The sequence below is a fragment of the Bacteroides sp. QWL-09 genome, from assembly GCF_058683585.1.
Genome location: NZ_CM178748.1, coordinates 98,183 through 120,351 on the forward strand (window position 1 = coordinate 98,183; position 22,169 = coordinate 120,351).

At 44.8% G+C, this 22,169-nt stretch carries 17 protein-coding genes and 1 riboswitch; of the genes, 10 read left to right on the plus strand and 7 right to left on the minus strand.

Translation table 11 applies throughout. The annotated features are described in order from the left end of the window. Positions 1-30: 30 nt before the first annotated feature. From AC4PG5_RS00420 to AC4PG5_RS00435, 4 genes are all read left to right on the plus strand, one after another. A complete protein-coding gene (locus AC4PG5_RS00420) occupies positions 31-513 on the plus strand; it encodes a single-stranded DNA-binding protein (protein ID WP_492029535.1) in 483 nt (160 codons plus the stop codon). A 96-nt stretch (positions 514-609) separates the two neighbouring features. After that, the gene (gldE, locus tag AC4PG5_RS00425) at positions 610-1,968 is read left to right on the plus strand and encodes a gliding motility-associated protein GldE (protein WP_492029536.1); all 1,359 of its coding nucleotides are present in this window, start codon (positions 610-612) and stop codon (positions 1,966-1,968) included. A 1-nt stretch (position 1,969) separates the two neighbouring features. After that, on the plus strand, positions 1,970-2,599 hold the full coding sequence (locus tag AC4PG5_RS00430) for a 4'-phosphopantetheinyl transferase family protein (protein WP_492029537.1): 630 nt from the start codon (positions 1,970-1,972) through the stop codon (positions 2,597-2,599). Between the two features lie 584 nt (positions 2,600-3,183). Next, entirely contained in the window at positions 3,184-4,380 is a 1,197-nt protein-coding gene (locus AC4PG5_RS00435) for a DUF4934 domain-containing protein (protein WP_492029538.1), read from the plus strand. A gap of 486 nt (positions 4,381-4,866) precedes the next feature. Continuing rightward, positions 4,867-5,072: riboswitch (cobalamin riboswitch) on the minus strand. Between the two features lie 34 nt (positions 5,073-5,106). Here the strand turns inward: AC4PG5_RS00435 and phoR are convergent. Together phoR and phoB are read right to left on the minus strand one after the other, a co-directional pair. Beyond that, positions 5,107-6,885 carry a two-component system sensor histidine kinase PhoR gene (phoR, locus tag AC4PG5_RS00440; protein ID WP_492029539.1) on the minus strand — a complete coding sequence of 593 codons (1,779 nt, stop codon included), beginning with the start codon at positions 6,883-6,885 and terminating at the stop codon, positions 5,107-5,109. A 162-nt stretch (positions 6,886-7,047) separates the two neighbouring features. Continuing rightward, positions 7,048-7,740, minus strand: a complete 693-nt coding sequence (gene phoB, locus AC4PG5_RS00445) for a two-component system response regulator PhoB (RefSeq protein ID WP_492029540.1) — start codon at positions 7,738-7,740, stop codon at positions 7,048-7,050. Between the two features lie 389 nt (positions 7,741-8,129). On the opposite strand from phoB, the gene AC4PG5_RS00450 reads away from it, so the two are divergent. The 4 genes from AC4PG5_RS00450 to AC4PG5_RS00465 all read left to right on the plus strand — a co-directional run bounded on the left by AC4PG5_RS00450 (position 8,130) and on the right by AC4PG5_RS00465 (position 13,065). Further along, positions 8,130-9,260, plus strand: coding sequence for a hypothetical protein (locus AC4PG5_RS00450; RefSeq protein WP_492030651.1), 1,131 nt, complete (start codon positions 8,130-8,132; stop codon positions 9,258-9,260). A 68-nt stretch (positions 9,261-9,328) separates the two neighbouring features. Further along, positions 9,329-10,126, plus strand: coding sequence for a DUF3805 domain-containing protein (locus tag AC4PG5_RS00455; protein WP_492029541.1), 798 nt, complete (start codon positions 9,329-9,331; stop codon positions 10,124-10,126). Further along, complete coding sequence (locus tag AC4PG5_RS00460; protein WP_492029542.1) at positions 10,123-11,991, plus strand: ABC-F family ATP-binding cassette domain-containing protein; 1,869 nt, start codon at positions 10,123-10,125, stop codon at positions 11,989-11,991. Before AC4PG5_RS00455 ends, AC4PG5_RS00460 begins: the two co-directional genes overlap by 4 nt. Before the next feature lie 231 nt (positions 11,992-12,222). Beyond that, entirely contained in the window at positions 12,223-13,065 is an 843-nt protein-coding gene (locus AC4PG5_RS00465) for a histidinol-phosphatase (protein WP_492029543.1), read from the plus strand. Between the two features lie 48 nt (positions 13,066-13,113). On the opposite strand, the gene AC4PG5_RS00470 is transcribed toward AC4PG5_RS00465, so the two are convergent. Continuing rightward, on the minus strand, positions 13,114-14,349 hold the full coding sequence (locus AC4PG5_RS00470; RefSeq protein WP_492029544.1) for a fucose isomerase: 1,236 nt from the start codon (positions 14,347-14,349) through the stop codon (positions 13,114-13,116). A 173-nt stretch (positions 14,350-14,522) separates the two neighbouring features. Here AC4PG5_RS00470 and AC4PG5_RS00475 point away from each other — a divergent pair, with 173 nt between their 5' ends. Both AC4PG5_RS00475 and AC4PG5_RS00480 read left to right on the plus strand, forming a co-directional pair. Further along, positions 14,523-15,725: a pyridoxal phosphate-dependent aminotransferase gene (locus AC4PG5_RS00475; RefSeq protein WP_492029545.1), complete on the plus strand. Its 1,203-nt coding sequence runs from the start codon at positions 14,523-14,525 to the stop codon at positions 15,723-15,725. A 14-nt stretch (positions 15,726-15,739) separates the two neighbouring features. Further along, the gene (locus AC4PG5_RS00480; protein WP_492029546.1) at positions 15,740-16,984 is read left to right on the plus strand and encodes an ABC transporter permease; all 1,245 of its coding nucleotides are present in this window, start codon (positions 15,740-15,742) and stop codon (positions 16,982-16,984) included. Positions 16,985-17,852: 868 nt separating this feature from the next. On the opposite strand, the gene AC4PG5_RS00485 is transcribed toward AC4PG5_RS00480, so the two are convergent. From AC4PG5_RS00485 to AC4PG5_RS00500, 4 genes are all read right to left on the minus strand, one after another. Continuing rightward, on the minus strand, positions 17,853-19,025 hold the full coding sequence (locus AC4PG5_RS00485) for a glycosyltransferase (RefSeq protein ID WP_492029547.1): 1,173 nt from the start codon (positions 19,023-19,025) through the stop codon (positions 17,853-17,855). A gap of 223 nt (positions 19,026-19,248) precedes the next feature. Next, the gene (gene trxA / locus AC4PG5_RS00490) at positions 19,249-19,725 is read right to left on the minus strand and encodes a thioredoxin (RefSeq protein WP_492029548.1); all 477 of its coding nucleotides are present in this window, start codon (positions 19,723-19,725) and stop codon (positions 19,249-19,251) included. Between the two features lie 99 nt (positions 19,726-19,824). Continuing rightward, on the minus strand, positions 19,825-20,913 hold the full coding sequence (locus tag AC4PG5_RS00495; protein ID WP_492029549.1) for a DUF4421 domain-containing protein: 1,089 nt from the start codon (positions 20,911-20,913) through the stop codon (positions 19,825-19,827). A 12-nt stretch (positions 20,914-20,925) separates the two neighbouring features. Continuing rightward, positions 20,926-22,131 (minus strand): MFS transporter, encoded by a 1,206-nt coding sequence (locus tag AC4PG5_RS00500; RefSeq protein ID WP_492029550.1) that lies wholly within the window; start codon positions 22,129-22,131, stop codon positions 20,926-20,928. Positions 22,132-22,169: the final 38 nt, after the last annotated feature.

Consider the following 22,169-nt stretch of genomic DNA (forward strand, 5'->3'; position numbering starts at 1 on the left):
TCAATTTGACGACTAAAAATATTACATCAAATGTCAGTGAATAAAGTTATTTTGTTAGGAAATGTGGGGAAAGACCCTGAAGTAAGATATTTAGATTCAGGTATTGCGGTTGCTACTTTATCTTTGGCGACAACCGACCGTGCGTATACGTTATCCAACGGAACACAAGTTCCGGAGCGTACAGAGTGGCATAACTTGGTGCTATGGCGCGGTTTGGCCGAAACGGCCGAGAAATACGTGCATAAAGGAGATAAACTTTATATTGAAGGAAAGATCAGAACACGTTCGTACGACGATCAGACCGGAGCGAAACGCTATGTTACCGAGATTTTTGTGGATAACATGGAGATGTTGACGCCTAAGGGAGCACATCCGACTACGGCTCAGCCCAATCCGATGGGCGGTTTGTCGAACCCTTCCTCAACCGGTTATTCGACTCCTCCTTCGGCGGCTCCTGCACAAGGACAGTCGGCTGGTATGACGTCGGACCCAACAGACGATTTACCTTTTTAAAATTCATCGCTATGTTTCCGAAACGGCGGCCGATCATCTTTTATCATCGGTCGCTCGTGGAACATACGACTATTGTTTAACTAAAACCGATACTCTTTGGACTCAGATGGTTATTTATGCCAAATGGCAACTATTTTTAGCGGTATAACCGTAAACGCTCCCTCCACCTTTGCTATCATAGCTATTGTCTTAGCGGCATTACTTCTGCTCGCTTCAGGTTTTGCTTCTGCCTCAGAAATTGCTTTCTTCTCTTTGTCGCCATCCGACCGGAACGACATAGAACAACATCGTCATCCGTCGGATGAAAAGATCAGTCGTCTGCTGAACAATTCCGAACGACTCTTGGCTACGATATTGATTACGAACAACTTTGTGAACGTGACCATCATCATGCTTTGCAATTACTTCTTCATGAATGTCTTTGTCTTTCATTCCATGTTGGCCGAGTTTGTGGTGCTCACCGTTCTGCTGACTTTCCTCTTGCTCCTTTTTGGGGAGATCATGCCTAAGATTTACTCTGCTCAGAAGACGTTGGCTTTTTGTCGCTTTTCGGCGCCGACCGTCTCGTTCCTCTGCCAACTGTTTCATCCTTTTGCAACGGCCTTGATTCGCTCGACCACTTTTCTGAACAAGCGATTCTTACCTAAGAGTCGTAACATCTCGGTCGATGAGCTGTCGCATGCGCTTGAGCTGACCGACAAGGCAGAGATCTCGGAAGAGAGTAATATTCTTGAAGGGATTATTCGCTTTGGAGGAGAGACCGTGAAAGAGGTGATGACCTCTCGTCTGGATATGGTCGATCTCGACATCCACACACCGTTTAAGGACGTGATCCAATGTGTGGTCGATAATGCTTACTCTCGTATTCCGATCTATTCGGGTACGCGCGACGATATTAAAGGGGTGCTCTACATCAAAGACCTGCTCCCTCATCTGACGAAAGGGGATACTTTCCGTTGGCAGTCGCTCATCCGTCCGGCGTATTTCGTACCGGAGACGAAGATGATCGACGATCTGCTGCGTGACTTTCAGGCGAACAAGATTCATATCGCGGTGGTAGTCGATGAGTTTGGAGGGACATCGGGCATTGTGACCATGGAAGATATTATCGAAGAGATCGTCGGTGAGATTCAAGACGAATACGACGAAGATGAACGGACGTTTGTACAGTTGAACGAGCGGTCGTGGATCTTTGAAGCCAAGACTCAGTTGCTCGACTTCTATAAGGTGGCTAACATTGACGAGGAGGATTTCGATGAGATCAGTGCCGATGCCGATACCTTGGCCGGCATCTTGTTGGAGATCAAAGGGGAATTCCCGGTACTGCATGAAAAGGTGGTCTATAAGAACTACGAGTTTGAAGTGTTGGAGATGAACAAACGTCGCATCATGAAAGTTAAGTTTACCATTCTTCCGCCTTCCGGAGACGAAACGTCCAACCGTAAAGAGTCTTGATATGCCGTTATTTTTAGATGATCATCAACCCGATTACCGTCTTGGCGTCTGGAAGATGGAGGAGACGACGGAGGAGTTGTGGCAACTTCTGCACAACCCTGCGCTTTACGAGTCCGCTTTTGCTCGAATCACCTCTGATCCCCGTCGTTTGGAATGGCTCTCTGTTCGCGTATTACTCGCTCGTTTGCTGGGTGAAGAAAAGGTGGTGGACTACTATGAAAACGGTCGCCCATTTTTGACCGGCGATTCTTTTCAACTCAGCATCTCACACACCAAAGGTTATGTGGCCGTATTATTGAGCCGAGACTGTCGTGTTGGAGTCGATCTCGAGCATTACCGTCGACAAGTGCATCGGGTGGCGAGTCGCTTCATGCATCCCGATGAGCGGCTTTCGCAAACCGAAGGGGATACGACGTGGGAGTTGCTGACTTATTGGTCGGCTAAAGAGAGTATCTACAAAGGGGTAGATGATGCCGATGCCGACTTGCGGCAGATTAAAATTGATCCGTTCAAGTTTGGAACGTCAGGACAAATGATGGCTCGTCAGATGTCGAGAGATCCCGAGAAGATGCTTACAGTTCGCTATGAACTGCGGGATGAATTTGTGCTGACTTGGATGGTTCTTTGTTGAACCTGAGACTGATCTCATTTTTTTCTTGGAGGGTAATGAATTACCCTACGTGGATAATTGATTACCCTGCGTGGATAATAAATTATTGTGCGTGGATAACGAACCACTCGACATAGATATTAAATTATTGTACATAATGTGAATTCGGCGACTTCTTTCAGAATAAAGTAACTGTGTATCAATCTCTTTCGCCAAGTTGATTGCTGTTTTCTCTGGAAAATAGCAATAAGTCGCTATCCGGATTTAGACATTCTGGGAGAACGATGATATTTACGCTTAAGAGATATGGAAGATGACTGCAAAGAGTGATTATCTAAAAGAAAGTTGAAAAAAAATTACGGTAATTATCTGTCAAATAAAATATTTTAGTAACTTTGAAATCGGTGAACGTAACGATAAAAGGATTGTAACGGTTATTTTTTTTGCATTGTAAATTTACTGATTTTATCACTATTTTGCTGATTTTTAGTTAGATGTGGATTATTGAACTCACGCCAATTAGAATATTGGAGTTTGAGATGAATATTTTATTGTCGGATAATATAAATATCTTTATAACATTATATAAATGTTAAATCTAAAATATGAAAAGAATTATATTTTACCCTTTATATTGGGTTCTAATTATTTTTGTGGTAGGTTGTTCTTCGCACAAAGCATCAAAGGATGAATTAGCATTCATAGATATCTCTAAGGAGTATGCTGAAAAGGAACTGAAGTTGACCGATCTTGCTGAGGTAACTTACGTCTATTTAAATTCGAAAAGTGATGATTATGTTTTTAAAGGGGGCATCAGTTATGTAACCAAAAACAGAATTGTTGTTATTGATCGCGCATCTCAGAGTGTGTTGTTCTTCTCAAAAGATGGAAATCCTATATCGCGCTTTAATCGGAAAGGGCAAGGCCCGGAAGAGTATACAGATATTTTTTCTGTGATGTATGATGAAGAGAAGGATGAGGCTTTTGTTTTTCCGGATTTTAGTGACCATATCATGGTCTATTCTTCTTCCGGTGAATTTAAAAGAAAAATAGCATTGCCACAAAGAAATATTAACGGTCAGGTGATCTTGTTTGACGATCAATCTATATTGGTGTATGATAATACTAAATTGTGGAATGCCATTATGCAAAATAGTTTTGCAGATAAAGATCGTTCTAGGAATTTGATTTGTGATTCAACTTTTTTCCTCGTTTCGAGAATGGATGGAGCTGTGTTAGATTACATTCCATTGCCCAATAAGAATGTTGATTTAAGTTATAAGGATTTAGAAGGAACTTTTATTTTTCAAGTGGCATATGGACGTGTGAGAAAATGTCCGGAAGGACTTCTTCTGTACAATCCGGAAGCGGATACCGTTTTTCTCTATAATAAAGATAAGTTGTTAGTACCTTATTTTTATAAAAAGCCTTTGGTGAACGATTATAATCCAAAGACTGCGATGGATATTTGCATGGACGCAGGTCGATTCCAGTTTATTTCTATTTATACTTATCTGACGGGAAAATCTCCATCGCCTCAATATTACATGCGTGACAAAAAAACTGGTGAAATTTTCCGCCAGAAATTGACCCTTTCGGATTATCAAGGAAAAGACTTCTGTGTTAATCCACGGCTTTCAGCTTATGAGGAAAGAAAGTGCTCTTTTGAGTTGAATTTTGACGAATTGGAAGAAGCTTATTATGCAAATAAGCTCAGTGGGAAGTTGAAAGAATTGGTTGCCTCACTTCTTAAAGAGGAAAACCCTAATAACGTGCTTATGTTTGTCAATTTTGATCGATAGGTGGCTGCGTAGTTGGCATTTGATTGATGAAAGAGGAGATTAGAATAGGGGTTGCTATAGGGGTTTATGCATGTAGTACTTGCGTTCTTTCTCCCTTAACTGAGAAAGAATGGACCATCCAATAGGATGTATGTAGATAACCCTATGTATTTAACAAATTGTGGGCTATCAGATGGAAAAGCTTTGTACAATAGAAATATTAATATCTTTCTCTAATTCCGCAAAATGGTTATAAGAGACCAACTGTGGAAACAGTTGTAAATTAGTGTATGTGAATATTCTAATAGTCTCAACTGCTTCAACGATTTTCAACTCTGTTGGCCTTGAATTATAAAAAAAATGTCCGAGCGAAATCCCTTCGACCGGACATTTTCAATAAACTCGGCAGAGTTTTTTGTCTTTAGAAAGTTGCTTTCTTTGAATCAGATTGATTAATAACGGGAGAATTTCCCAATCTATCAGAGTCAACGCTTTTTCCACGAAAGCAGTGAAATGGATAGTACGGCAGGTCTTCTGACTTGTTTCGGCCAACAAGCGCCTTCCCGGAAGTTAATCCAGTGGCTATTAGTAGTTTGCTTTCGGCGTTTTTATGAAACTTACAGCAGCGGGACTGTTCAGGATTCTCACCTGATTCCCTTTTAATTGCTTCCCTTGTGAACAAGAGTCGCAAACCAATACCTTACAAAGGTAAGATTATTTGCTGAATAATACTACGATTATAGCAGATTATTTTCCTTTGGCCAGAGTGAAGATGAACTCTAACCCGTTTTGTTGGTAGTTTTTTGCAGAAATGCTTCCTCCGTGGATCAGAACCGCATTTTTGACGATAGCCAGTCCCAATCCCGTTCCTCCGAGTTTTCTCGAGCGACCTTTATCGACGCGATAAAAGCGTTCGAACAGGCGGTTCAAGTGTTCGGGAGCAACTCCCACACCGTTGTCGGCAAAGCTGAAATAATAGTAGTTGCTATCTTCTCGGAAACAGCTGATGTAGATCTTAACATTGCTCCCGGCGTAGGCAATGGCATTGTCCATCAGGTTACGGAAGATGGAGTAGATCAAGGAGTAGTTACCTCGCATCATGAGATTGTCTTTGAGCGAGTTGATCACCGTGATCTGTTTCTCGTCGAGATCGAGATAGACCTCGTTGATGATGTTCTTGACAATGACCGAAAGGTTTAATGTTTCCATGCCGATCAGATTGCTGGCCTCGTCCATGCGGGTGAGCACGGAGATGTCTTGAAGCAGGTGACTGAGGCGATTGCTTTGCGCATAGCAGCGATCGAGGAAGGTGTGTAACTTCTCCGGTGGAATGTTCTTGTTGTTGACAATGGTTTCCAGATAGCCTTGTATGCTGCTCACCGGTGTTTTCAGCTCGTGGGCAATGTTCTGGGTGAGTTGGCGCTTAAGGCGTACCCGTTCCTCTTCGAGCGTGACGTCATTGATCGAGATTTCGAAATTAGAATCTTGAAACAAGATGCACTCCACGGCAAAGGTGCGTCCGTTCTTGTCGATGCTGATCGACATGCGTTTTTCTTCACGTCCCTTAGGAAGCTGTGCTTGTCCCTTACTGATAAAGTCGGTGATCTCTTGAAACTCTTTCACGGCAAACACCTCTTCGGTCTCTTGCAGGTTGGAGTCGGAGATCAAGTTGCTGTATTGAGTGAAGAGGTTGTTCACCAAGATCTCTTTTTTGTCTTTGGTAAAGATGCCTAGTCCCTCACGTGAGGTTTGCAGGTGGGCAATCAACTTTTCGCGTTCGATGTAGAGCGCCTCTTTCGTCTTGTGCAGGCGTTTATAGATCTGGATGATATGTTGTGAGATCTCGCCCAGCTCGTTGTGAGGGAAGTCCGTCAGTGCATTCATCTCGATCGACTCATTACGATCGGCACGCATGGTAAATTCGCGCAAGTTATTGATCGACTTACCGAGCTTATGCGTAAACTTGTAGAAGAGTGCAACCAGAATGAGGGTTAATATGCCGGTGAACCAAAGGTAGTTGGAATCGGCCTTCAAGGTGTTGATGAGGGGGACGTTGTAGGGCAGTGCCGATCGGATAATATAACTATCGTAGGCTGTTGCGGCGTAGAAATAGTTCAACCCCGTGCTTTCGGAGGTACGACGGACATCGAATCCGTAACCGTACTTCAGCGCTTCTTGAATCTCCGGGCGGTAGAAATGGTTACCTAAGAGGTTATAGTCTTTTCGGAAACTGTCGAAGATCACCTTTCCTTTAAGGTCTACTATCGTAACACGACTATCTTTCAGATGATTGTAGAGAGACTCCCGGATGAGTTCGTCCGATAAAGGGTGCTGCTTCAGTTTCTCATACAACGCATTGTTGTAGTTCTGCAACTGCACTTCGAGCATTTCTATCTTAAACTCTTTTTCCCGTTGGTATTGATAAGCCAAGAAGGTGATGATGAAGATAAAAAAGATCGAGATAACCGAAAGAAACAACTTACGGTTGAACGATAAGAAATGGCGTTTAGGAGTGTTCTTATACATGTATTTAATCTGTTGAATAAATCCTCGAATGAATAGCCTATTGAATGAATCAATGAATTAATGAATCATTGAATCAATCCCGAATCATTGAATAAATTCTCGCATGAATCAATCACCGCATGAATAGATCCTCGAAAGAGGTCGGGCGATGCTGCTGTGCGTTTATTCCGCATCGAAGCAATAACCGTAACCCAGACGGGTGACAACCAGCTTGCCGTACGCTTTGATCTTCTTTCTCAATCGTGTGATATTCACATCGATGGTGCGATCGAGCACATAGACCTCGTCGCTCCAAACTCGGGTGAGGATCTCTTCGCGAGAGAAGACGCGTCCTTTGTTCTGCACGAGCAATAAAAGGATCTCAAACTCTTTCTTGGTGAGTGCAACCTCGTTGCCGTCGATCGTCACTTTTTTATTGGTGATATTGATTACCATCTTCTCATAGACCAACTGTTCGGTTTTCTGAGCCGGCTCTGCCGTTGCTGAAGCCCGTCGGAGTACTGCTTTGACGCGGACGATAACTTCACGCAAAGAGAAAGGTTTCGAGATATAGTCATCGGCTCCCAAGTTAAACCCGGTGAGGGTGTCGTTCTCGGTATCCTTGGCGGTGATAAAGATGATGGGGATATGAGCCAACTTTTTGTCCTTTTTCAGCATATTAGCCATCTTGAATCCGGAGATCTCACCCATCATCACATCGAGCAATAAAAGGTTATATTGACTTAAGTCTAGCTTTAACGCTTCTTCTGCCGAATGGGCGGTGTCTACCTCATAACCTTCATTCTCCAGATTGAATTTTAAGATCTCGCAAAGATCTTCTTCGTCGTCAACGACTAAAATACGATAATCATTCATCTTTTTGTAACTATTATAATGATGTAATTAAAAGCCTGTTAAAATAACCTTTAAGACAAAGTTATGCTTTTATTTTATTTTCCATACAAAATAGCCGTTCTTTTGTTACTGGTGAATGAAACAGGCATTACATTTATGTGACATTTTCGAGAGACAAGTGTTAAGAATGTTTTATCGCCGTTTTATTTGGAGCTTATCGATGGTTTTATTTCGATGAAAAGCCCGATTTTACTTTCATTCTTTTTGGGTAGAATGATATGATATCGGCAGCGATTTATTAACTTTGTCCTATCAATAAAAGGTAAAAGTACGTTATGGCTATTCAGATGGATCATGGAAAGGGATTTTTGACTAAGAAGAAGCAGCTCGCTTTCGCTGCTGTATTATTAATGGTGGCATTGAGTGTTTGGGTCTTGAAATGTTCCGATTTTAAAACCGGTTTTGAGATTACGGACGATTTGGGAGGAAATATTTTTCCTTCAGCGATCTTGTCGGTGGCGACGACCGATGCTCAGGTGGTGGTCCCTTCCGATTCGGTCTATTTGGGTAACCCGAAGTCGTGTATCTCTATTCGTCTGAAATCACGATCGGCCTATTCTCGTGTGCGGATAGAGGTGGGTGAAACGCCTTTCTTCTCCCGTTCGGTATCGGAGTTCGTGTTAGATCGTCCTCGAACGGAATATACCATTTATCCGGATATCATCTGGAACTATGAGGCGTTGAAGAATAATGCACAGGCTGAGCCGGTGAGTGTGGTGGTTAAGGTCGAGATGAACGGTGAAGACCTTGGGCAACGGGTACGTACCTTTTCGGTGCGCAGTGTCAACGAGTGTTTGTTGGGTTATGTGGCCAATGGTACGGAGTTTCACGATACGAGCATCTTCTTCGCCGCTTATGTCAATGAAGATCATCCGATGATCGACCAATTGTTGCGCGAGGCACTCAATACCCGGATCGTCAACCGCTTCTTGGGATATCAAGCTTCGTATAAGAATACGGTCGACAAGCAAATCTATGCGCTTTGGAATGTTCTGCAGAAGCGTAAGTTCCGATATAGCTCTGTCTCCAACACTAGTCTGTCGAGCAACGTGGTGTTCTCGCAACGTGTCCGTACGTTCGACGATGCTTTGCAATCGTCGCAGATCAACTGTGTGGATGGAAGTGTTCTGTTTGCCTCTTTGTTGAGAGCGATCAATATTGAACCGATCTTGGTTCGTACGCCGGGTCACATGTTTGTGGGGTACTACACCGATATGAAACATAAGGAGATGAACTTCCTCGAAACGACTATGATCGGGGATATCGATTTGGACGATTTCTTCCCTGATGAACAGCTCGATTCGACCATGGTGGGCAAATCGCAGAACGAAATGTCGCGGCTGACTTTTGAAAAATCGAAGCAGTATGCCAACAAGAAATATCAAGAGAATGAGATGGGTATCCATTCCGGTAAGCTGAACTATATGTTCCTTGAAATCTCGAAGGAGGTCCGCCAGAAGATTCAGCCGATAGGGAAATAGAGCAAAAGTTTGCATATCATTGGCGGTAATGTTATTTTTGTACCTTATTAAATAAATGTCAGTAAGAAATGCAAGGTAAGAAATTTATCTCTCCGGGAGCTTGGTTTGCTATGAGCTACCCTTCGCAATGGAATGAGTTTGAGGATGGTGAAGGGTCTTTTCTCTTCTATAATCCGGAGGTATGGACCGGAAATTTCAGAATATCGGCTTACAAAGGAGGGGCGAACTTCGGTCGCCAGAGCGTGGAGCAGGAGCTGAAAGAGAATCCGACGGCTGTTCGTAAGCGTGTTGGGGCATTGGATTGTGCCTATAGCAAAGAGATGTTTCAGGAGGAAGGTGAATTCTACACGACGCATGTTTGGATCGTTGGTGCCGGTGAACTGGCATTCGACTGTTCGTTCACCCTGACTAAGGGTGGTGACATCCATGAGGCTGAGGAAACCATTGCTTCTTTGGAGGTGCGTCACGAAGGTGAGAAGTACCCGGCTGAACTGATTCCCATCCGACTGATGGAGATTTATCAGCTGAACGAGAGCTACGAGTGGGCAACGAACTTGGTTAAGGAGGAGTTGAAGGTCGACTTCCAAGGAACGGAAGAGGATCTGGAGAAGCTGCAGAAGATTGTCGATAAGGAGATCATCGGTCGCAAGAAACGCGATGAATGGGTGGCTCTTGGCATTACACTGTGTGTGATCTTCGCTAATGAGGTGGATGGAGCCGAATGGCGGACATTGGTCGACGGTAACCGTGAAGCACCGGTCTTGATGTATGGCGAACGACTGATTGACCCGATGAAGCTGACTTGGAGTAAAGTGAAGGCGGGTGAGCCTTGTAACCTGATTGAAGCGTATAACGAACTATTATGATAAATCCTTATTTGCAAGTCGACGGACTGACGAAATCGTTCGGCGACTTGGTGCTTTTTGACAATCTTTCTTTTGGTATTGCCGAAGGCCAGCGCGTTGGCTTGATCGCTAAGAACGGCACGGGCAAAACCACTCTTTTAAATATTATAGCCGGTAAGGAGGGCTACGACGACGGATCGGTGGTCTTTCGTCGTGATCTTCGCGTAGGCTATCTCGAACAAGATCCGCAATATCCTGCCGACATCACCGTGCTCGAAGCCTGTTTCTTGCATGGGAATAGTACCGTCGAACTCATTAAGGAGTACGAACGGTGTATGGATACCGAGGGACATCCGGGGCTCGACGAACTGTTGGCCCGTATGGAACAGGAGAAGGCTTGGGACTACGAGCAGAAGGCGAAGCAGATCTTGTCGCAACTTAAAATTCATCGATTTAATCAACCGATCGGTCAGCTTTCGGGAGGCCAGTTGAAGCGTGTGGCTTTGGCCAATGCACTGATCACCGAGCCGGACTTGTTGATCCTCGACGAGCCCACCAACCACTTGGATCTGGAGATGACCGAATGGTTGGAGGAGTATCTGCGACGGACCAACCTCAGTCTGCTGATGGTGACGCACGACCGTTATTTTCTCGATCGGGTCTGTTCGGAGATTTTTGAGATCGACAATCGTCAGATCTATCAATATAAAGGCAACTACAGCTACTACTTAGAGAAGCGGGAGGAACGTATCGAGGCTAAGACGGTCGAGATTGAACGGGCGAACAACCTTTATCGTACGGAGCTGGAATGGATGAGACGTATGCCGCAGGCGCGCGGTCACAAGGCTCGCTATCGCGAAGATGCTTTCTATGACTTGGAGAAGGTGGCGAAGCAACGGATGAAAAGCGATAATGTGAAGCTGGAGGTGAAGGCGTCGTACATCGGAAGTAAGATCTTTGAAGCCGAGAACCTCTGTAAGCGGTTTGGCGACTTGAAGATCCTGGACGATTTCTCTTATATCTTTTCGCGTTATGAGAAGATGGGTATCGTGGGGAGCAACGGCACCGGAAAGTCGACGTTTATCAAGATTCTCATGGGGATAGAGCAAGCCGATAGTGGAACGCTCGACATCGGTGAGACGGTACGTTTCGGCTATTATTCTCAGGACGGCTTACAGTTTGACGAACAGATGAAGGTGATCGACGTGGTGCAGGATATTGCTGAGGTGATCGAGCTGGGCAACGGTAAGAAGCTCACGGCATCGCAGTTCTTGCAACATTTCCTATTTACTCCCGAGACTCAGCATAGCTATGTCTATAAGTTGAGTGGGGGAGAGCGTCGCCGGTTGTACCTATGCACCGTGTTGATGCGTAACCCGAATTTCTTGGTGCTCGATGAGCCGACGAACGATTTGGATATTGTGACGCTCAACGTGCTTGAGGAGTACCTGCAAAGCTTCAAGGGATGCGTCATCGTGGTTTCGCACGACCGTTACTTCATGGATAAGGTGGTCGACCATTTGTTGGTGTTCAACGGTCAGGCTGATATACGCGATTTCCCCGGAAATTATAGCGATTACCGCGACTGGAAGGAGGCTAAGGCACAGAAGGAGAAGTTGGCCGAGAAGCCTCAGGAAGAGAAAACCACTCGGGTACGTCTGAACGATAAACGTAAGATGAGCTTTAAGGAAAAGCGGGAGTTCGAGCAACTGGAAACCGAGATCGCCGCACTTGAGGCTGAGAAGCAAAGTCTCGAAGAATCGCTTTGCAGCGGATCACTCTCGGTCGACGAGCTGACGGAGAAGTCGAAACGTTTGCCCGAGATCAACGAGCTTATCGACGAGAAAACCATGCGTTGGTTGGAGTTGAGCGAGATCGAAGGGTAAAGAGTTGTACTCACTAAGAGTTGTAACGACTAAAGATTATAATCAGTAAGGATTGTAACAACTAAGGATTGTTGCGACTAAGAGTTGTAATCATTAAGGATTGTAACGGCCGATGTGAATAGAAGCATCGGTCTTAAGATATGATTTTAAGGTATTTTGTTAAGGCCTTTTGTTAGGGTCTTTGTTAAGTCATTTGTTAAGTCATTTGTTAAGGTATAAGGCATTAGTTTTATGAGTAATCTGACCAATTATCACAGTCATTGTTTGTACTGCGACGGACGGGCAAACATGGAAGAATTTGTACGTTTTGCCATCGGCGAAGGCTTTACGTCGTATGGCTTTTCGTCGCATGCTCCTCTACCTTTTTCTACGGCATGGACCATGGAATGGGAGGATATGACGGATTATCTCCGGGAATTCGCCCGCCTGAAAACGAAATATAAGGATCAGATCGAATTGGCTGTTGGTCTCGAGATTGATTATCTGAACGATGAACATCACCCGGGGGCGACTTGCTTTCAAGCGTTACCTCTCGATTATCGCATCGGTTCGGTCCATCTCTTGCCCGATGTGAAGGGAGAGATTGTCGATGTCGATGTGTCGGCTGAGGTGTTCAAGACCTTGATGCGCGATCATTTTGAGAATGATGTGAAAGGTGTGGTTCAGCTCTATTACCAACGTTTGCGTCGCATGATGACTTTAGGTGGTTTCGATATTTTAGGTCACGCCGATAAAATTCATTATAATGCCGAAGCGGTTCGCCCGGGAATGCTCGACGAGCCCTGGTATGAGGCCTTGATGGCGGATTACTTCTCCGACATTGCCTCGAAAGGGTATATCGTTGAGATCAACACGAAAGCGCATCGCGAACTCCATACGTTCTATCCCAATGAACGTTATTTCTCTATGATGCGTGAACTCGGCATTCGCGTGCAGGTCAACAGTGACGCACATTATCCGGAACGGATCAACCATCAGCGACGGATCGCTTTGGATCATCTGAAGCAAGTGGGCTATCAGACGGTTGTGGAGCGGCATCATGAAAAATGGGTCGATTGTCCGATCGTTGACTGATCGGGACAATCCACCCATGATATAGAAATGAACGGATGGTTCTGAATGTTATTCTACGCGACGGCAACCGTTTGCCTGGAAGAAGTCGTGTAGAGCTTGTTCACAATTGCCTTGTATCAAAATGTGATGATTACCCAACGGATTCTTTAGGAAATAATCGGTCGACCCATCGAGTCTGACCCGTACTTGCGTGCGACACATATTGATATAATTGGTATTCTCGGTCAGCGATCCCGATGAGATGAAATATTCATCGAGCGATTCCCCACCACATTTTACTAGCGTCACGTCACCCGTAGGCAATAAACCTTGTATGGCGATACCGCTTTCAGTCTCAAAATGATTACGGATGATATAACGGTCGGTTTGCTTTAGTCCCACAGTGCAGTGTGCTAAGGTGACCTCATTGGTTCGTCCGCTGATCATCGACGGGTTGGCCATAAATCCCGTTTTTCCCGTTAGCGCTTTTATAGCCAAGAGGGTGAAAACCGATTGCAGATCGCCTTCACAGCCGGCAATGATCCCGTCGTCGTTCAGTAGCGATAGAGCCAGACAGCCCGTTGTGCCGAGTTTCTCGATAATCTTAAAGCAACTTAGGGTCAAAGCGTTCAAGTTCTCTTGGTGAGCGATGTTACGGATAGCCCGATAGAGACGCATGGCTTTGATTAAATCTTCTGGAGTACCTTCCCGACAAGCCAAAGCTTGTGAGGCTACTGCTGCACACGAAGCTCCCACCTCGTCGTCGGTGATCCGTTCGAACTCGTCGTACACCCTTTCGAGAGGAATGTCGATGAAGTCGATACCCCAGCGACGCTTGGCCAATAGGTAGTCGACGCTGCTTGCCACGAGCCAAGGTGACGACGTACCGATCACGCCGACCCGTTGTCCGACGATCGCGCGTTGCGAACAGAAATTGGTATATAAGGTTTCGATGCGCTGAACGATGTAGGGATATTCGCCGTGCAGAATCTCACATTTCATCCCTCTGCTACGCAACCATGATGAGATCTCGAGTGATGCAGCCAGAGAATTCTGCATGCCGTCGGCTAGTAGGATGGTTGGCCGAGGAAGTTGTTCGAAATATTGAATCACTTGTCTTTCCACTCCTCCGGTTGCAATGAAAACAATTTTGAAATCATCTTCTCGAAGCTTGTGCATCTCTTTGTAGTCGACAAGTTTTAGCGTGTAATATTTTTCAAGTTCGCTTAAGATCGCTTCATGTGAGCTCTTTATAGAAGCCTGCTTGTGCAGATGCGAAGCAAAAGTTATAAGGTTTATTGTCATTATGCTTGATAATTGGGTTATTTTTCAGCAAATGTAGGTATTTCTTTTTTTACCTATACAACGTTTTTAGGGTTGATAAGGTTTTTAAAGTTTTTATATCTCTGTATTCAAATTATTACGTACCTTTGTGCACAATCAACGAAAATAAAAACGATTTTTTTTTAATATTAACTATGCCTAATATATCGATTCGCGGAAACGAGATGCCTGCATCTCCAATCAGAAAACTGGCTCCTTTGGCAGATGCTGCTAAGCAACGTGGAGTGCATGTCTTTCACTTGAACATCGGACAACCTGATTTGCCGACTCCTCAAGCCGCGATTGATGCGATACGCAATATCGACCGTAAAGTATTAGAATATAGTCCGAGTGCCGGATACAGAAGCTACCGCGAGAAGTTGGTACACTATTACGAAAAGTATAACATCAACTTAACTGCCGATGATATCATCATCACTTCGGGCGGATCGGAAGCGGTGCTTTTTGCTTTTCTATCGTGCTTGAATCCGGGAGATGAGATTATTGTGCCCGAACCGGCTTATGCCAACTACATGGCTTTTGCTATTTCTGCCGGTGCAAAGATCCGTACCATCACAACGACCATTGAAGAAGGCTTCTCATTGCCTAAGGTTGAGAAATTCGAAGAACTGATCAATGAGCGTACGAAAGCGATCTTGATCTGTAACCCGAATAATCCGACCGGTTATCTGTATACTCGCCGTGAGATGAATCAGATTCGTGACTTGGTGAAGAAGTACGATTTGTTTCTTTTCTCTGATGAGGTCTATCGTGAATTTATCTATACCGGTTCGCCTTATATCTCGGCTTGTCACCTTGAGGGTATCGAAGAAAATGTGGTGTTGATCGACTCGGTTTCGAAACGTTACTCGGAATGTGGTATTCGCATTGGTGCGTTGATCAGTAAGAACAAATCCATCAGAGACGCCGTGATGAAATTCTGTCAGGCTCGTCTGAGTCCTCCATTGATTGGTCAGATTGCTGCTGAGGCTTCGCTCGATGCTCCGGAAGAATATTATCGTGAGACGTACGATGAGTACGTGGAACGTCGTAAATGTCTGATCGATGGGCTGAACCGAATACCGGGCGTCTATTCACCGATTCCGATGGGTGCGTTCTATACCGTAGCTAAATTGCCGGTCGACAATTCCGATAAGTTCTGTGCATGGTGTCTGTCTGACTTCGACTATGAAGGCCAGACGGTTTTCATGGCACCGGCTTCGGGATTCTACACCACACCGGGTGCGGGAATCAATGAAGTGCGTATTGCTTACGTCTTGAAGAAAGAAGACTTGAACCGTGCGTTGTTTGTGCTGCAAAAAGCATTGGAAGCTTATCCGGGTCGTACCGAACAGTAAACTCTTTTTGAACCATGTCATTATCACTCTTCATAGCGAAACGCATTTATCGTGATCATGATGGCGGGAAACGTGTCTCTCGTCCGGCGGTGTTGATTGCAATCATTGGGATTGCGATCGGTCTGGCGGTGATGATCGTTTCGGTAGCTGTCGTGATTGGCTTTAAGAGTGAGGTACGTGGCAAGGTGATTGGCTTTGGCTCGCACATTCAGGTGACTAATCTGGATGCGGCGACCTCTTATGAGACACATCCTGTTGAGGTGGGCGACAGTATGATGAAGGCTCTGACGACCTTTCCGGAGATTAAGCATGTGGAACGCTATTCCACCAAGCCCGGCATGATCAAGACGGCCGATGCTTTTCAGGGTATGGTGCTCAAAGGGGTGGGAGCGGAATTCGATGCCACCTTCTTTAAAAAACATCTGATTGAGGGGGAGTTCCCGACGTTCAGTGATTCGACCTCTTCGAATCAAGTGGTGATCTCCAGATCACTTGCGTCGAAGTTACGTCTGAAATTAGGCGATCGGATCTATACCTATTACGTTCAGCAAGAGGTGAGAGTCCGCCGACTGACAATTGTCGGTATCTACGAAACGAACTTCTCGGAATACGATAATCTATTTTTAATCACCGACCTCCACATGGTCAACCGTCTCAATGGCTGGGAGAAAGATCAAGTCAGCGGTGTTGAACTGAAGGTAAACGATTATGATCGTTTGGAACAGATCACCAATCAGTTGGGTGAGGTGACCGATAATCGGATCGACCGCTATGGAAGCGTCTATTATGTGCGTAATATCTTGCAGATGAATCCTCAGATCTTTGCTTGGCTCGATTTGCTCGATATGAATGTATGGGTCATCTTGTTCTTGATGGTCGGAGTGGCAGGCTTCACGATGATCTCCGGATTGTTGATCATCATTCTGGAACGCACCAATATGATTGGAATCTTGAAGGCGTTGGGAGCCGGCAACTACACCATTCGGAAGACTTTCCTCTGGTTCTCTGTCTTTCTCATTGGGAAAGGGATGATTTGGGGAAATGCCATTGGCTTGGCTTTCTGCTTTGTGCAATCCTATTTCGGCTTGTTTAAGCTCGATCCGCAAACGTATTATATCGATACGGTGCCTATCTCGTTTAATGTTTTGTTGTGGCTACTGATCAATATCGGTACGTTGTTGGTCTCGGTCTTGATGCTGATCGGCCCTTCTTTCTTGATTACCCGCATCAATCCGGCCACTTCTATGCGTTACGAATAACGCACACTGCCGGTCTTTGTTTTTACCAGTAAATTACTGTCGATCAGTATCTCTAAAACTCATTATTTCCGTAACTCTTCATCTCAGCGACTAGCCATTTTTGTAAATTTCCATCTTTACGACTAATCATCTTTACGACTAATCATCTTTACAACTGGCCATCTTTGCAAAGAGTCATCTCTATAAGTTGTCATCTTTATCAATTATTGTCTTCGCAAATCGTTTCAAGCTCTTTTTTTATTGGGGGCTTATTAAGGTGTCATCGCATCAGTGTTTGAGTTTTTTCTTGCAATGATATTAGTGACTTCTTCCGCTCTATTTAATCATTTTCTCAACTTCTTTAGAGGTTAGTAAACGTTCATTTGTTGAGCCTTCGATGCAGGGCTCTTCAGCCCTCGAAGGAAAACCCATGAGCCCTCGAACGAGGGCTGAAGAGCCCACGTTCGAGGGCTCAAGAAACTAAATGGTGATGGCGAGTGATTGAGCATTGATAACGATTAATAAAATAGAAATACCGTCTAATTGCAATTGAGTAGTAGTCTATAAGATGGGCTGAAAAATAGGCTGTGCTTGTTTCTCATAACTGATGATGGAACGTAACGCTTCACCAGGTTGGTCGGAGTGTTAGATGGTGTGGGATAACCCCGATTTAGTGTGGGATAACCCTTTAAAAATGGTATCCCACACTACGTTCGAGAGTCCATGAATAGAGATTTCTGTGAATTTTAGTGTGGGGGGTGTGGGTAAATCGTGCTTATTTATTCTTATGGAGAAGGGGAAACTTTATTTGTTCGGTGATGTTTTTGAGGTTCAATTATTTCCCTTTGTTCGACGCCCTTCATTTCCCCGACGCCCTTCATTTGCTCGATTATCTTCTTTGGAAGTCACTCTTTCGATGGAAACGTCTGTCCAATTCGAAGCGAAGCGATTGCAACGGTTGGATGAAGTCGAACACGAGGAGTGAGGTGTAGAATCGTTTGGGTTCGCCCAGCACTTTCGCACTCCGATTCACGACAAGTAGTTGTGTGATATAGCGGATTAGCCAAAGAAATGCTGCTACGCCGGTTACGATCCATGCCGATTGGAGGATACTCCAAACGATGGCAAAGAGGTTGAGCGTATGAAACAGCAGGCGAGAAGTCGTTTCAAAACCGAGCCATTGGCGTTGATGGCCCTTATAATATTGACCGGTGACCTTGTAGCTGATTTTTTCTCCAATCCACGACTTGATGCTATGCAACGGTTCGATCCGGATTACCGAGCGACTATCGGTTTCAATGCGGGTGTTTTGCCCGGTAGCGATGCGATTGATGAAGATGTCGTCTTCTCCCCGTTGAAGGTTGAGGTGACTAGAATATCCTTTTTGAGCAAAGAACAACTCTTTGCGATAGGCGAGGTTACGTCCGATGCCCATGTAAGGTTTTCCTGCATGCGCCAGTCCCAGATAACGCATAGCCGTGAACAGCGTATCAAAGGAGAGGTAGCGCGACCGAAACCCTTTAGTCGGTTTATAGAGGGCTGCTCCCAATACCACTTCAGTACCCGGAGTGAAGTTACGGGCCAAGAGCGATAACCATTGGGGACTAGCCGGTTCGCAGTTGGTCTCCGTAAAGACCAGCCAATTATATTTACTCGCTTTGATCCCTAAGGTCAGCGCTAGCTTCTTGTGACTGATGTAACGGGCACTGTCGGGTGTAAAGCTATAGTAAAGATGAGGGTATTCCCTTTGGAGCTGTTCTAATACGATCTCGGTATCATCGGTAGAAGCATCATTGATGACAATCACCTCAAACAAGGGGTAGTCTTGCTGAAGCACGGTCGGAAGAAAACGTCGCAAGTTCTCGGCATCGTTTCGAGCATAGACGACGACCGACAATGGAGGCTGTTCGCTCGAAAAACGTTTCTTATTTTTGATCTCCTCGGTCTGGTTTTTACCAATCCGATTGTAGCAAGTGAAGTAGTAGATCAGTTGGATGATCCACAGACCTCCCAAAGCGGATAGCAGAATAATCTCTGCCGAGTTTAGAGCCAATGCTTCCATATTTATTCTTATGAGTTGAATGATGCTTATTTCTCTTACAAAAGTAGATATTTTTTAAACGGAAGTCAACCTTCGAGAGGCTTTTATTTTTATTCTCTCATGGCTTGCTGGTAAAGGGATGGGTTTTCATAAGAAACGTCTGCCTGGAAACGGGTTCCGGCAGACGTTATCCTAAAAACTAATCATTTTATCCTAGTCTATACCTCCATGAATGGACAGACTTTTATTTTTTCAATAAAAACTCTTCAATGGTTTTCTTCAGCTGATCTTTTGGCATAGCTCCCTGACTGATGCGGGGTTGTTCGTTCATCGGAATCAGCAATAATGTTGGAATACTTCTAATGCCGAAAGCTGCTGCAAGTTCTTCTTCTTTATCAACGTCGATCTTGTAAACATCTACCTTACCGTCGTACTCTTTGCTGATCTCGTCAAGGATCGGAGCCATCATTTTACATGGACCACACCATGTGGCGTAGAAATCGATGATTGCCGGACGAGTACCCTCGAATTTCCATTCTTTAGAGTTGACTTCGTAGTTATATACTTTCTTTAAGAAATCTGCTTTATTTAATGAAATAACTTCCATTTTATTATCCTCCTTATTTAATTGATTATTATTATCTTTTGAACTACTACCTGCACAAGCTGATGCAGTCAATGTGAGAGCAAAGGCGCTAAGTAATGTCTTAATCCGTTTCATAGTCTTTGTTTTTTTGTTTGATGCAAAGATAGAGGTAATGAGCTGTGTCACAAATAGCAAAAGAACATAATAACTTGGCAATTATTCCTATTTTGTGAATTAATGCCTTTTTTTGCGGTATTCTTTTTTCAAATAGAAGTTGAAACCCGCATAGATCTGCAAGGTTCCGAACCCGTTGTTCATGGAGAAGTTTTTCTTATAGTAATTATAGCTTTTTCCCAAAAACGAGGTGCCGATATAATACTTGCTATTGTTGTAGACCAATCCGGCACGAACGATGAGATCGAGATTGATACTGTTGTACGATCGGTTGTCTTTATTGGCTTCGGTCACGATGTGAGAGGTCTTATAGGCAATAGCCGGGGTTAAAGAGGCATTGAACAAGAAGTTGCGTGCAAACACCCAGTTGTAGGCATAGCCGTAGCTGACTGCGAAATTTGAGAAGTGGATGTTTTCAACCTTCATCCCGGGATTCATTCTTTCTTGAATCATGACGGGAAGTTGGGTGTAGTCGAAATCGAGATTATGTTTCGAGAATGAGACACCGACAATCATTGATCCGGCACTCTTACGCTGATTGGTCGACTGACTAAAGGCAGCGGGGTAGGAGAATTTACGGTTGTTGAGAATATAATAGAGCGTTAATCCTTTTATGTCGACCTTCAGTCCGTTGAAGGGCTGGGAATAGTTGTTTGGTATGGCATCCTCGAACCCTTTGATATGCTTGATCTGATAATTGTTTCCGGTTTTTCGATAAAACAGATCGAGCCCGAATTTCGAGCTGTATAGACTTAAGTCGAACTCCGTTCCTTTGTTCTCCTGACTTGTCTTTCGATAGATATCGTCAATGTTGAACGACCATCCCAGGAAGATCCAGCGCCAGCCGAAGTAGAAGCCCAGTTTGCGTCGCGGGTTGGGATAGAGCGTGATGGTCTGTTGTTTGGGCAAAGTACTGCTGACCGAGTAGTATTCGAAGTTGCTGAAATGCGTGGTCATCAGGGCGTAATTATATCGATTGGGTGCAATGTATAAGGTGTCGAAATCAGAGAAGTTGAAGAACTTCTTGAGCGTAGTCTTGAATTTGCCCGGAGAGGTGGTCGAAGGCGATATGGAATCGACCGATGCTTCTTGAGCAGACAAGGAGGTGGTTAGAAGGAGGAGTATGTAGATTAAGTGTCGTTTAAGCATAAGATAGAAACTTTAGTTTTGAACGATTTTCTTCAAATCCGGCAAGAACCAGGTGAATAATCCGAGTAGTGGCATAAATGCACACCAGTGGTATATCGCTTCGATGCCATACTGATCGGCCAGACTTCCTAAGACCGCCGATGCGATGCCGGCGATACCGAAGGCTAATCCGAAAAACAGACCGGAGATCAGTCCGAGTTTGTTAGGTAGAAGTTCTTGAGCATATAATAAGATAGCCGGAAAAGCGGAGGAGAGCATGAAGCCGACGAAGAAACTCAGAACAATAGTTGGCAACAGTCCCACATGTGGCATCAGTAAGCTGAAGGGCGCTGTGCCCAGAATAGAGATCCAGATGACATATTTACGACCAATGCGATCGCCAAGCGGTCCCCCAACAAGCGTTCCTATGGCTGTTGCCGCTAAAAAGATGAAGAGGTAAAGCTGCGATTGCTGGATGGTGACTCCGAATTTATGGATCAGATAGAACGTATAATAGTTGGTCAAACTGGCCATATAGATGTATTTTGAGAAGATCAGTATCAGAAGAATACTGATGGATAAGAGGGTTTTCCCATCCGATAGAGGACGAGGGATCAGGTGAGCGTGTGTCTTTTTGGTGGTCTTCAGATAGTTGAGGTGTCCCTTATACCATCGACAGATGGGAAGCATGGCGATGATGGCAGCAATGGCAAACAGTACGAAGTAGGCCACATGTTCTTTCCCATAGGGAGCGACGATGAGGGCGACCAGCAGTGGGGCTAATGATCCGCCAAGGTTGCCGCCGACTTGAAATAGCGATTGTGCTAGACCTCTTTTACCGCCGGAGGCTAGGAAGGCGATGCGGGAGGCTTCCGGATGGAGAATGGACGATCCCAGTCCGATGAGAAATACGGCGCAGAGGGTCCATGTCATGGTATTGGCAAAGGCAAAGTTGATCAGGCCAATGAGTGTGAAAGTCATTCCTGTTGGGAGCGACCAAGGAAAAGGACGTTTGTCGAACAGATAACCTGTTATGGGCTGAAAGACCGAAGCCGAGAGCTGATAAACCAAGGTGATGAGCCCGATCTGTGCGAAGCTTAGCGATAGCTGTTCCTTCAACAACGGATAGGTGGCTGAGACAACGGCTTGCAGAAGATCATTGAGGCAATGCGAAAGACTTAATGCGATCAGTATCGATAAAGTGATTTTACTGATAGGTTGTTGGGTCGGCTGGCTCATCTTTTATCGTTTTATGAAATAGAGTGCAAAAGTACATA